This window comes from Pseudomonas sp. R1-6 (assembly GCF_051132115.1).
Lineage (GTDB): Bacteria > Pseudomonadota > Gammaproteobacteria > Pseudomonadales > Pseudomonadaceae > Aquipseudomonas.
Map to the genome: position 1 here is coordinate 2110177 of NZ_CP071662.1, position 12294 is coordinate 2122470.

The following is a 12294-nucleotide window of genomic DNA, read 5'->3' on the forward strand; positions in this document are numbered from 1 at the left end:
GATGGGCCATCCATGGCCCTGCGCGGCTATCCCGGCATCCATGCCGGGATACCCACTACGCAATACCTGCGTTCGGCCAGCGTGGTTAACGGGGCGTTCAAGATCAAAAGCCGAAGCGAAATCAAGAGCAACGCAAGATCATAAATAAGAGCCAAACGAGCCGTCAGATGACCGAATCCCCGTCCGTCGCCTTCAGATTCTGCCGCCCGTCAGCCGCCCCAGCCACGATCAGGGCATCGACCTGCGCTTCGGTCAGGTAGACCCGCCCGCCATTGAGTTCCACCGCCGACATGGCCTTGTCCGGGTCGGTGATGATGGTCAGCTCGCTGGCCGGGCGAAGTTCCGGCCCGTTGGCGGTGTCGAAATGGCAGGTCTGGTGGTCATCGATACGTACAGTCATGGTACTGCTCCTTCCTGTATGCCTGAACGTTAGGCGCCTCCCGATCGGCAGGGTTCTTCGTGGCTGATCAGCGGTCGCACGTCTCGCATCGCTTGCGGTCAATCATTTATCGAGTGAAGAGAGGAACGTTCATGGATTCGTGGTGGGATGAAGTCTGGATGACCCTGCAAGCGGAGTTCGCCGACATCGCCGATGCCCAGCAAATGACGCGGGTGACGGTGCGCCTGGTAATGGCTGCACTGTTGGGAGGCATTTTGGGGTTCGAGCGTGAGCACAAGGGCAAGGCCGCCGGGGTGCGCACCCACATGCTGGTGGCGCTGGGCGCCGCGCTGTTCGTGCTGGTGCCGCAAATGTCGGGGTCAGAGGCCGATGCGATGAGCCGGGTGATACAGGGCGTTGTCGCCGGGATCGGTTTCCTCGGCGCCGGTACCATCTTGAAAAACGCGGATGCAGATGAAAGCCACGTCAAAGGCCTGACCACCGCGGCGGGCCTGTGGATGACCGCCGCCATCGGCGTCGCCGCCGGGCTCGGCCGGGAAGCGACGGCGGTGCTCAGCACCGTTCTGGCGCTGGCAATCTTCAGTGTGATGCCAGTGATTGTTCGGGCACTGGAGAAGGATGAGAAGCTGTAAGGCATTCGCCGGGGCTGTGCGCAAGGTCCTTGTGGGAGAGCTAGCTCGCCATAACGATGTGTCAGTCACCTCTGGCTTCGCTGACCTGACGCTATCGCGAGCAAGCTCGCTCCCGCAGGTTCACTGCGGCTAGGCTTTCAAACCCGCTCCGGCGGCGCCTCGCTTGGCGGATCGCCCTGGGGCGGCTGCGGGTCCAGCGGCGGGTCTTTTTCCGGAATCGGCTCGGGATCGGGACCCGGTGGCGGCAGGTTGGGGTCGTCGATGTTCGGATCGGGTGTTTCGGCCGGGATGGGAATGGTCATCGGGTGGTGCCTCCAGGACGCAAGTGGCTTGAGTCGTGCTTGTCTGGTTGACCACCGTTGGACGGGTTTGATTCCCCGCTGCCGGCCAGCAAATCCCGCTGAACTTTTGGCTGCCGGTCCGGTTCGGAGCTTAAGTGAGTTAATCAGGACCCGTTGGGCCTTTACCGCCACAAACGCGTCCATGGGGCGTAAAAGGAGCGATGCTCGATGACTGCCGAACAGCCGACCGACCTGGAATACAACCCGCATCTGCCGTTGTCCCAGGCCTTGTTGTTGCCGCGTATTGCGATTGAAGACACCACGCCAGTGATTGACGGCGGGCAATTTGCCGCCAAGGCCCTCGCCGGACAGGACGTGACGGTGACCAGCAAGGTGTTCGCCGATGGCCACGATAAATTGGCCGTGCGAATCCGTTGGCGTGCCTTGGAAGATGACATCTGGAACAGCGAGGTCATGGCCGAGCTGGGTAATAATGGCTGGCGTGGCCAGTTCACAGTACCGGCCGTCGGACGCTACGTGTTCTGTATCGAAGCCTGGTTCGACCAGTTCGCCAGCTTCCGCTATGAATTGGAAAAAAAATACGCCGCCGGTGTGCCCATCAGCCTGGAGCTGCAAGAGGGGCGCAACCACGTGCAACAAGCCGCCGAGCGTAGCGACGGCGAATTGAGCGAACAGCTGGCCGCGTTGCACCACGAGCTTTCGGGCCTGCTGCCTGAAGAGCAAGTGGCGTTGTTTCTCGCGCCACGCAGTGCCGACTTGATGTCCCTGGCCGATCACCGGCCTTACCTGAGCATCAGTCCCGAATATCCACTGGACGTGGAGCGCCAACTGGCCGAATTCGCCAGTTGGTACGAACTGTTCCCCCGTTCGATCACCGATGATCCCAAGCGTCACGGCACGTTCAACGACGTGCATTCGCGCCTGGCGGTGATCCAGGACATGGGCTTCGACGTGCTGTACTTTCCGCCGATCCATCCGATCGGCCGCAGTTTCCGCAAAGGGCCGAACAATTCCCTGACCGCCGGTCCGGACGATCCAGGCAGCCCATATGCCATCGGCAGCGAGGAGGGCGGCCATGAGGCGATCCATCCTCAGCTGGGCACCCGCGAAGATTTCCGGCGCCTGGTGGCCGCGGCCGCCGACCATGGCCTGGAGATCGCCCTCGATTTCGCCATCCAGTGTTCCCAGGACCACCCCTGGCTGCAGCAGCATCCGGGCTGGTTCAGCTGGCGGCCGGACGGCACGATCAAATACGCGGAGAACCCGCCGAAGAAATACCAGGACATCGTCAACGTCGATTTCTACGCCGCCGATGCAATCCCCAGCCTGTGGCTGGAACTGCGGGATATCGTCGTCGGCTGGGTCAACGAAGGCGTGAAGATATTCCGTGTCGACAATCCTCACACCAAGCCATTGCCGTTCTGGCAATGGCTGATCGCCGACGTTCGTGCGCAGCACCCAGAGGTGATTTTCCTCGCGGAAGCGTTCACCACCCCAGCGATGATGGCGCGACTGGGCAAGGTCGGTTATTCCCAGAGCTACACCTACTTCACCTGGCGTAACACCAAGGCCGAGCTGGCGGCGTATTTCACCGAGCTCAATGAGTCGCCTTGGCGCGAATGCTACCGGCCGAATTTCTTCGTCAACACACCGGACATCAACCCAGCGTTCCTCCATCACTCGGGACGCGCGGGTTTCCTGATTCGTGCGGCGCTGGCGACCATGGGGTCGGGCCTGTGGGGCATGTATTCGGGCTTTGAACTGTGCGAATCGGCGCCGGTGCCGGGCAAGGAGGAGTACCTCGATTCGGAGAAATACGAAATCCGCCCGAGGGATTTCACCGCGCCGGGCAACATCATCGCCGAAATCGCCCAGCTCAACCGTATCCGTCGCCAGAACCCGGCGTTGCACACGCACCTTGGCCTGAAAATCTACAACGCCTGGAATGACAACATCCTGTACTTCGGCAAGCGCACACCGGACGGCAGCAATTTCATCCTGGTGGCGGTGAGCCTCGATCCGCATAACGTCCAGGAAGCGAATTTCGAATTGCCGTTATGGGAGATGGGCCTGCCGGACGACGCCCAGACCCAGGGCGAGGACTTGATGAACGGCCACCGCTGGACTTGGTATGGCAAGTACCAGTTCATGCGCATCGACCCGGCTTACCAGCCGTTCGGGATCTGGCGGATCAGCGTGGCATAGAACAAAAGTGAGCGGATGAAGTGCTTTTGTGGCGAGGGAGCTTGCTCCCGCTGGGTCGCGCAGCGGCCCTCTAAAAGCGATGAGCGCTTCGCACTCAAGCGGGAGCAAGCTCCCTCGCCACGTACGTCTCGCCAGCCAGCTCAACGGCTTTATAGAATCAGCAGGAGTTGCAAATGGCCAAGAAACCCCGGTCTGCCACCTTCATCAACGACCCGCTCTGGTACAAGGACGCGGTCATTTATCAGGTTCACGTCAAATCCTATTTCGACTCCAACAATGACGGAATCGGTGATTTTCCCGGTCTGATCGAGAAGCTCGATTACATCGCCGACCTGGGCGTCAACACCATCTGGCTGCTGCCGTTCTATCCTTCGCCCCGGCGTGACGACGGCTACGACATCGCCGAGTACCGGGGGGTCAGCCCCGACTATGGCACCATGGCCGACGCGCGGCGCTTCATTGCCGAAGCCCACAAGCGCAACTTGCGGGTGATCACCGAGCTGGTCATCAACCACACCTCCGATCAGCACCCCTGGTTCCAGCGCGCACGCAAGGCCAAGAAAGGCTCCAAGGCGCGGGATTTCTACGTCTGGTCCGATGACGATCACAAATATGACGGCACCCGGATCATCTTTCTCGACACCGAGAAGTCCAACTGGACCTGGGACCCGGTCGCCGGCCAGTACTTCTGGCACCGTTTCTACTCGCACCAGCCGGACCTCAACTTCGACAACCCGCAAGTCATCAAGGCCGTGCTCTCGGTGATGCGCTACTGGCTCGACATGGGCATCGATGGCCTGCGTCTGGACGCGATCCCCTACCTGATCGAGCGCGACGGCACCAACAACGAGAACCTGCCCGAGACCCACGACGTCCTCAAGCTGATTCGTGCCGAGATCGACGCCAATTACCCTGACCGCATGTTGCTCGCCGAGGCCAACCAATGGCCGGAAGACACCCAGCTCTATTTTGGCGACGTCGATGCCCAAGGCCTCAATGGCGACGAGTGCCACATGGCGTTCCACTTCCCTTTGATGCCGCGCATGTACATGGCGTTGGCCCAGGAAGATCGCTTTCCCATCACCGACATCCTGCGCCAGACGCCGGAGATTCCGGCCAACTGCCAGTGGGCGATTTTCCTACGCAACCATGATGAGCTGACCCTGGAGATGGTCACCGACAAGGAGCGCGACTACCTATGGAATTACTACGCCGCCGACCGTCGCGCGCGGATCAACCTCGGCATTCGTCGACGTCTGGCTCCCCTGATGGAGCGCGACCGCCGCCGCGTGGAGTTGCTCAACAGCCTGTTGCTGTCGATGCCTGGCACGCCGACCTTGTATTACGGCGATGAGATCGGCATGGGCGACAACATCTACCTGGGCGACCGCGATGGCGTGCGCACGCCGATGCAGTGGTCCATCGACCGCAATGGCGGCTTCTCCCGCGCCGACCCGGCGAGCCTGGTGTTGCCGCCGATCATGGACCCGCAATACGGCTATCTGTCGGTGAACGTCGAGACCCAGTCCGGCGACCCTCATTCGCTGCTCAACTGGACCCGTCGCATGCTCGCAGTGCGCAAGCAATCCAAGGCCTTTGGCCGGGGCACGTTGAAAATGCTGTCGCCGAGCAACCGGCGGATCCTGGCGTATACCCGTGAGTACACCGGCCCGGACGGCAAGCACGAAATCATCCTTTGCGTGGCCAACGTATCGCGCAGTGCCCAGGCTGCCGAGCTGGATCTGTCGGCCTATGCGGGCATGGTCCCGGTGGAAATGCTTGGTGGCAACGCATTCCCGCCAATTGGCCAGTTGAATTTCCTACTGACCCTGGCGCCGTACGGTTTCTATTGGTTCGCCCTGGCGGCGGAAAACCAGATGCCGAGCTGGCATGTGGAGCCGGTCCAGAGCCTGCCGGATTTCACTACGCTGGTGCTGAAAAAACGCCTGGAAGAATTGCTCGAGGCGCCATCGCGCGCCACGTTGGAGCAGAGCATCCTGCCAAGCTGGCTGCAAAAGCGCCGCTGGTTCGCCGGCAAGGACAGCGCCATCGAGAACGTCGACATCGTTTATGGCGTGCGCTTCGGCGATCCGCAACACCCTGTGCTGTTGAGCGAAATCGACGTCACCAGCGCCGGCCAGACCTTACGTTATCAACTTCCATTTGGCCTGCTCGCCGAAGAGCACGTCGGCCCGGCGCTGCCCCAGCAACTGGCCTTGTCGCGGGTTCGTCGGGGTCGCCAGGTCGGCTTGATCACCGATGCGTTCACCCTGGAAAACTTCATTCGCGCGGTGCTCCAGGGCATTCAGGCCGGTTCGGTGCTGCCGTGCGCTGACGGTGAATTGCGCTTCGAACCCACCGAAGGTCTGGCGGCGCTGAACCTGGGCGCCGAGCCGGAGGTGCGCTACCTGTCCGCCGAGCAGTCCAACAGTTCAGTGGTGGTGGGTGGCAGCCTGGTGCTCAAATTGATTCGCAAGGTCGCGTCCGGCGTTCACCCGGAACTGGAGATGAGCGCTTACCTGACCGCGGCAGGCTTCAGCAATATTTCGCCGCTGCTGGGTTCGGTGATTCGCCGCGATGCCCAGGGTGAAGATGCCTTGCTGATGATCGCCCAGGGTTACCTGAGCAACCAGGGCGATGCATGGGAATGGACCCAGAACAATCTCGAACGCGCGTTGCGCGACGAATTGGCCGACGCCGTGTCGGAGCAGGAACAGCATTACAACGCCTTGGGCGAACTGAAGGATTTCGCCGGCATGCTCGGCCAGCGCCTCGGGGAGATGCACCAGGTGCTCGCCCAGCCCACCGACAATCCGGACTTCGCGCCCCAGCCTACCAGCGCCAAGGAGGCCCAGGCCATCGGCAAGGACGTGGCCGCTCAGGTGGAAAATGCCTTGCGTCTGCTCAAACAGAACCAGGACCAATTGAACCCAGCGGACCAGGCGATGGTCGCACGCTTGCTGGAACACAGGAAAACCGTGCTGGCCCACGTCCAGGAGCTGGCCGGCAAGGCCGCTGGCGGCTTGCGCATCCGCGTGCATGGCGACCTGCACTTGGGGCAGGTGCTGGTGATCAAGGGCGATGCCTACCTGATCGACTTCGAAGGGGAGCCGGCGCGGCCGTTGCATGAACGACGTGGCAAGCACAGCCCGTACAAGGACGTCAGCGGTGTGTTGCGCTCGTTCGATTACGCGGCGGCGATGGCGGTCCAGTTGCACACCGTCGACAGCACGGCCGATGCCGATGCGGCGCGCAAGCGAGTCGCCGACCGTTATCTGACCGAGGCTCGCCAGGCATTTGTCCAGGCATATCGGCTGGCGGCAGCTAGTCTTGCCCATGAGTGGAAGGATGCTGAAGGCGAGGACGCCGCATTGGCGTTGTTCGGCCTGGAGAAGGCGGCCTATGAAGTGGCTTATGAAGCCGAGAATCGCCCTGCCTGGCTGCCCGTGCCGCTGCACGGCCTGTACGGGTTATTGAGTGGGCTTGAACCCTTTTCCGATTTAGCCGGACCGATTTAGTGGAGAGAATCATGAGCGTCTCGAACAAGGAATCACAGGGGCAGGCCAAAGAGTCTTTGCTACCGGCCCCCCACGACATCGACGCGCTGGTGCGCGCCGAACACCACGACCCGTTTTCGATCCTGGGCCCTCATGGCGATGGCGCCGGAGGGCAATTCATCCGGGCCTATCTGCCCGGCGCGTTGAGTGTGCATGTGCTCGCCCGTGACGGCGGCGAAGAGCTGGGCGAGTTGCAGATCACCGAAACCCCGGGCCTGTTCGTCGGCCATTTCGACCGAGCCCAACCGTACCTGCTGCGCACCCGTTGGGCCGGTGGCGAGCAGGTTGCCGAGGACCCGTACAGCTTCGGACCGCTGCTGGGGGAAATGGATCTCTACCTGTTTGCCGAGGGCAATCACCGCGACCTCAGTGCCTGCCTCGGTGCTCAACTGAAAACGGTGGATGGCGTCGATGGCGTGCGCTTCGCCGTCTGGGCGCCGAATGCGCGCCGGGTCTCGGTGGTGGGGGATTTCAACGTCTGGGACGGGCGCCGGCACCCGATGCGCATTCGTTACCCGTCTGGCGTGTGGGAAATCTTCATCCCGAGGCTGGGTCCCGGCGAAGGCTACAAATACGAAATCCTCGGTGCCCACGGCATCCTGCCGCTCAAGGCCGACCCGGTGGCCCTGGCCACGCAGATGCCGCCTGATACGGCGTCCAAGGTCGCCCCGCCCCTGAAGATCGAATGGCACGACGACGAGTGGATGCAGAGCCGTCGTGAACGCCAGCTACCGGGCGCGCCGCTTTCGATCTATGAGTTGCACGCCGGTTCCTGGCAGTGCGAGATCGACGAGGCGGGGGAGGTGTCCCGGCAGTACAACTGGCATGAGCTGGCTGAGCGGTTGATCCCTTATGTCAAGGACCTGGGCTTCACCCATATCGAGCTGATGCCCATCATGGAGCACCCGTTCGGAGGTTCGTGGGGCTATCAACCCCTTTCGCAGTTTGCCCCCACGGCGCGTTTTGGTTCGCCCGATGATTTCGCCGCGTTCGTCAACGCCTGCCACAAGGCTGACATTGGCGTAATCCTGGACTGGGTCCCGGCGCACTTTCCCACCGATACCCATGGCCTGGCCCAGTTCGACGGCACGGCGCTGTACGAGTACGGCAACCCGCTGGAAGGCTTCCATCAGGATTGGGACACGCTCATCTACAACCTGGGCCGCACCGAAGTCCACGGCTTCATGCTGGCGTCGGCGTTGCATTGGCTCAAGCATTTCCACGTCGACGGCCTGCGGGTGGACGCCGTGGCCTCGATGCTGTATCGCGACTATTCGCGCAAGGCCGGCGAATGGGTGCCTAACCGCCATGGCGGACGGGAGAACCTGGAAGCCATCGATTTCCTGCGGCATCTCAACGACGTGATCGCCCTGGAAACGCCTGGTGCGCTGGTCATCGCCGAAGAGTCCACCGCCTGGCCTGGCGTCAGCCAGAGCACGCAGCAGGGCGGTTTGGGTTTCGCCTACAAGTGGAACATGGGTTGGATGCACGATTCGCTGCATTACATCCAGCAGGATCCGGTGTACCGCGCCCATCATCACAACGAGTTGAGTTTTGGCCTGGTGTACGCCTGGTCCGAGCGTTTCGTTCTGCCGATTTCCCACGACGAAGTGGTCCATGGCAAGCGTTCGCTGATCGACAAGATGCCCGGTGACCGCTGGCAGAAATTCGCCAACCTGCGGGCTTATCTGAGTTTCATGTGGGGCCATCCCGGCAAGAAGCTGCTGTTCATGGGTTGCGAGTTCGGCCAATGGCGCGAATGGAATCATGACCAGCAACTGGATTGGTACCTGTTGCAGTACCCGGAGCACCGCGGCGTACAAAGGCTGGTCAGCGATCTGAATCGACTCTATCGCGAAGAGCCGGCGCTGCACGATCAGGACGACGCACCCCAGGGCTTCCAGTGGCTGATCGGCGACGATGCGCTCAACAGCGTCTATGCGTGGTTGCGCTGGAGCAAGGACGGTCGGCCGGTGCTGGTGGTCGCCAACTTCACACCGGTGCCGCGCGAGGCGTATCGGGTGGGCGTGCCGTTTGGTGGTCGTTGGGTGGAGTTGCTCAATAGCGATGCCGACACCTACGCCGGTTCCAACTATGGCAACGGCGGCGGTGCCTCGACCGAGGCAATCCCCAGCCATGGCCAGGCGCTTTCGCTGGAACTGAACCTGCCGCCGCTGGCGGTGCTGATCCTGCGGCCGGAGGGTTAGTTCCGGATTCAGATCCAATGTGGGAGCGAGCAAGCTCGCTCCCACATTACGGTGCCGAGCTAAAAGTTCTTAGCGTCTCAGCGAACCAGGCACGGCTGCTTGTTGTTGAACGTCCAGCCCGGGATCAGGTACTGCATCGCCACCGAATCGTCCCGCGCCCCAAGCCCCATGCCTTTGTACAGCTCGTGAGCCTTGGCCAGCTGGTCCATGTCCAGTTCGATCCCCAGCCCAGGTTTTTTCGGCACCTGCACGCAACCCCCCTTGATCTGCAAAGGCGCCTTGGTCAGGCGTTGGCCGTCCTGCCAGATCCAGTGGGTGTCGATGGCAGTGATGTCGCCCGGTGCGGCGGCTGCCACGTGGGTGAACATCGCCAGGGAAATATCGAAGTGGTTATTGGAATGTGAGCCCCAGGTCAGGCCCCACTCATTGCACATCTGCGCGACCCGTACAGAACCCTGCATGGTCCAGAAGTGCGGGTCGGCGAGGGGGATGTCCACCGATTGCAAGGTAATGGCGTGGCCCATCTCGCGCCAGTCGGTGGCAATCATGTTGGTGGCGGTCTTGAGGCCGGTGGCCCGACGGAACTCGGCCATCACCTCGCGGCCCGAATAGCCATTCTCCGCTCCGCAAGGGTCCTCGGCGTACGCCAGCACCTTGTGCTGATCACGGCACAAGCGGATCGCTTCCTTGAGTGACCAGGCGCCGTTCGGGTCCAAGGTGATGCGCGCCTGGGGAAAACGCTCGGCCAATGCGGTGACGGCTTCGATTTCCTCGTCGCCCTTGAGCACGCCGCCCTTGAGTTTGAAGTCCTGGAAACCGTAGTGCGCATGGGCCGCTTCGGCCAGGCGCACCACCGCTTCGGCATCGAGGGCTTTCTCGTGACGCACGCGGAACCAGTCGTTTTCGGCGTCCGGTTCGCTGCGGTAGGGCAGGTCGGTCTGTTGCCGATCACCGACATAGAACAGATAGCCAAGCATCTTCACTTCGTCGCGCTGCTGGCCTTCGCCGAGGAGGGCCGCGACCGGGACATCCAGATGCTGGCCGAGCAGATCCAGCAATGCGGCTTCCAGGCCGGTGACGGCGTGGATGGTGATGCGCAAGTCGAACGTTTGCAGGCCACGGCCACCGGCGTCGCGGTCGGCAAAGGCCTGGCGCACGCTGTTGAGGATTTTCTGGTAGGTGCCGATGGGGCTGCCGACTACCAGCGAGCGCGCATCTTCCAACGTCTGGCGAATGCGTTCGCCACCGGGCACCTCGCCCACGCCGGTGTGCCCGGCATTGTCCTTGAGGATGACGATGTTGCGGGTGAAGAACGGGCCATGGGCGCCGCTGAGGTTCAGTAGCATGCCGTCGTGGCCGGCCACGGGCACGACCTGCATGCTGGTGATGATCGGGGCTTTGCTGGTGTCTGGCGTAGTCATCGTGTACGTATCCTTGAATTATTGTTGTGGTCAGGCGTGGCTGGTAACCGGGTCGGTAGAGGTCGTGGCGGATTTCTGCTTGGGTGTGTTGCGTGCGGCGAATACGATGATCGCGGCAATGATCGACGTGGCGGCGAGGCCATACAGACCGCCCTGGATCGAGCCGGTGTGCTGTTCCAGCAGGCCGAAGGTGGTCGGCGCGACGAAGCCGCCGAGGTTGCCCACCGAGTTGATCAACGCGATCACGCCGGCGGCAATGCGTGCGTCTAGGTAGGCCTGGGGAATCGGCCAGAACAGCGAAGACGCCGATTTGAAACCCAGGGCCGCGAAGCAGATCGCGACGAAGGCGAAGATGGGCCCGCCGGTGGTGGACATGAACATCCCCGCCGCGGCGATCAGCAGGGCCGCAGCGACCCAGGCCTGTTGGAACTTCCATTTGGCCGACAGCGAGGCGAAGGCGTACATGCCGACAATCGACAGCAACCAGGGAATCGAATTGAACAGCCCGACCTGAACGTCGCTGAGCTCGCCCATCTTCTTGATGATGCTCGGCAGCCAGAAGGTGGCGGCATAGATCGTCAATTGAATGAAGAAATAAATCACGCAGAACAGAATGATCTGGCGATCCTTGAGCAGTTGCCCGATGGACAGCTTGATCGGCGTCGCGGCTTCACGGGCTGCCTGTTCATCATCGATGGCCTTGACCAGCGCGTCCTGTTCAGCACGGTCCAGCCACTTGGCGTCGTGGGGCTTGGAGTCGAGCCAGAACCAGACGAAGAAGCACAGGCCGACGGAAAACATCCCTTCGATAAAGTACATCCACTGCCAACCGTGCATGCCCAGGCCGTTGATCTGCAGGAGCAATCCTGACAATGGGCCGGAAATCAGCGAAGCGATCGCCGAGCCGCTGAGGAAGATGGCGATGGCTTTGCCGCGTTCGACCCCGGGCAACCAACGGGTGAAGTAGTAAATCACGCCAGGGAAGAAGCCAGCCTCGGCCACGCCCAGCAGGAAACGCAGGATGTAGAAGTGGGTTTCGTTCTGAATGAAGGCCATGCCTGCCGCCACCAGGCCCCAGGTAAGCATGATGCGCGTCAGCCAGATTCGGGCGCCGATGCGTTGCAACAAGATGTTGGAAGGGACTTCGAACAGCGCGTAGCCGATGAAAAACAGGCCGGCGCCAAAACCGTAGGCGGCTGCACCGATGCCCAGGTCGTGCTCCATATGGGAGCGGACGAAGCCGATGTTCACCCGGTCGATGTAGTTGACGATGAACATGATGACGAACAGCGGCAAGATGTGGCGCTTGACCTTGGATATAGCCGATTGCAGCACCGGATCCGCGCCGGCATTCGCCCTGAGGCTGGAGGTATTCACTGATTTTTCTCCCACTCTTTATTTTTATGCGGGGCATCGTGCGGGTGCCGATGTTGATAGACATCATACAAGTGGGTTTTTTTGTCTGACAAGCTTTTTTTGAGCACGATTGGATTGGGTGGGAAGGGTTTTTATGCTGTATTTGTGGGGTTGTAAGCCGCTAAAGACGCTTCTACCCTATCTGAACGGTTTT

Annotated in this window: 8 protein-coding genes; 4 read left to right on the top strand and 4 right to left on the bottom strand. The window is 61.5% G+C overall.

The features are described from left to right. Positions 1-163 precede the first annotated feature (163 nt). Positions 164-400 carry a DUF3203 family protein gene (locus tag J3P81_RS09780; protein ID WP_420764554.1) on the bottom strand — a complete coding sequence of 79 codons (237 nt, stop codon included), beginning with the start codon at positions 398-400 and terminating at the stop codon, positions 164-166. 131 nt (positions 401-531) lie between these two features. On the opposite strand from J3P81_RS09780, the gene J3P81_RS09785 reads away from it, so the two are divergent. Further along, on the top strand, positions 532-1032 hold the full coding sequence (locus J3P81_RS09785) for an MgtC/SapB family protein (protein ID WP_434563448.1): 501 nt from the start codon (positions 532-534) through the stop codon (positions 1030-1032). Between the two features lie 137 nt (positions 1033-1169). On the opposite strand, the gene J3P81_RS09790 is transcribed toward J3P81_RS09785, so the two are convergent. Further along, positions 1170-1334: a hypothetical protein gene (locus J3P81_RS09790; protein WP_434563450.1), complete on the bottom strand. Its 165-nt coding sequence runs from the start codon at positions 1332-1334 to the stop codon at positions 1170-1172. Between the two features lie 207 nt (positions 1335-1541). Here J3P81_RS09790 and J3P81_RS09795 point away from each other — a divergent pair, with 207 nt between their 5' ends. The 3 genes from J3P81_RS09795 to glgB all read left to right on the top strand — a co-directional run bounded on the left by J3P81_RS09795 (position 1542) and on the right by glgB (position 9303). Then, a complete protein-coding gene (locus J3P81_RS09795) occupies positions 1542-3539 on the top strand; it encodes an alpha-1,4-glucan--maltose-1-phosphate maltosyltransferase (RefSeq protein ID WP_434563452.1) in 1998 nt (665 codons plus the stop codon). 173 nt (positions 3540-3712) lie between these two features. Continuing rightward, entirely contained in the window at positions 3713-7057 is a 3345-nt protein-coding gene (gene treS, locus J3P81_RS09800; protein WP_434563454.1) for a maltose alpha-D-glucosyltransferase, read from the top strand. Positions 7058-7068: 11 nt separating this feature from the next. Beyond that, on the top strand, positions 7069-9303 hold the full coding sequence (gene glgB, locus J3P81_RS09805; RefSeq protein ID WP_434563456.1) for a 1,4-alpha-glucan branching protein GlgB: 2235 nt from the start codon (positions 7069-7071) through the stop codon (positions 9301-9303). 77 nt (positions 9304-9380) lie between these two features. Here the strand turns inward: glgB and gudD are convergent, their stop codons facing one another. Further along, positions 9381-10724: a glucarate dehydratase gene (gudD, locus tag J3P81_RS09810; protein WP_434563458.1), complete on the bottom strand. Its 1344-nt coding sequence runs from the start codon at positions 10722-10724 to the stop codon at positions 9381-9383. Positions 10725-10754: 30 nt separating this feature from the next. After that, on the bottom strand, positions 10755-12101 hold the full coding sequence (locus tag J3P81_RS09815; protein ID WP_434563460.1) for an MFS transporter: 1347 nt from the start codon (positions 12099-12101) through the stop codon (positions 10755-10757). Between the last annotated feature and the right edge of the window lie 193 nt (positions 12102-12294).

Coding starts and splice junctions, on each gene's coding strand:
- J3P81_RS09795 (WP_434563452.1), top strand. CDS start 1,542: ATGACTGCCGAACAGCCGACCGACCTGGAATACAACCCGCATCTGCCG.
- J3P81_RS09790 (WP_434563450.1), bottom strand. CDS start 1,334: ATGACCATTCCCATCCCGGCCGAAACACCCGATCCGAACATCGACGAC.
- treS (WP_434563454.1), top strand. CDS start 3,713: ATGGCCAAGAAACCCCGGTCTGCCACCTTCATCAACGACCCGCTCTGG.
- glgB (WP_434563456.1), top strand. CDS start 7,069: ATGAGCGTCTCGAACAAGGAATCACAGGGGCAGGCCAAAGAGTCTTTG.
- J3P81_RS09780 (WP_420764554.1), bottom strand. CDS start 400: ATGACTGTACGTATCGATGACCACCAGACCTGCCATTTCGACACCGCC.
- J3P81_RS09785 (WP_434563448.1), top strand. CDS start 532: ATGGATTCGTGGTGGGATGAAGTCTGGATGACCCTGCAAGCGGAGTTC.
- gudD (WP_434563458.1), bottom strand. CDS start 10,724: ATGACTACGCCAGACACCAGCAAAGCCCCGATCATCACCAGCATGCAG.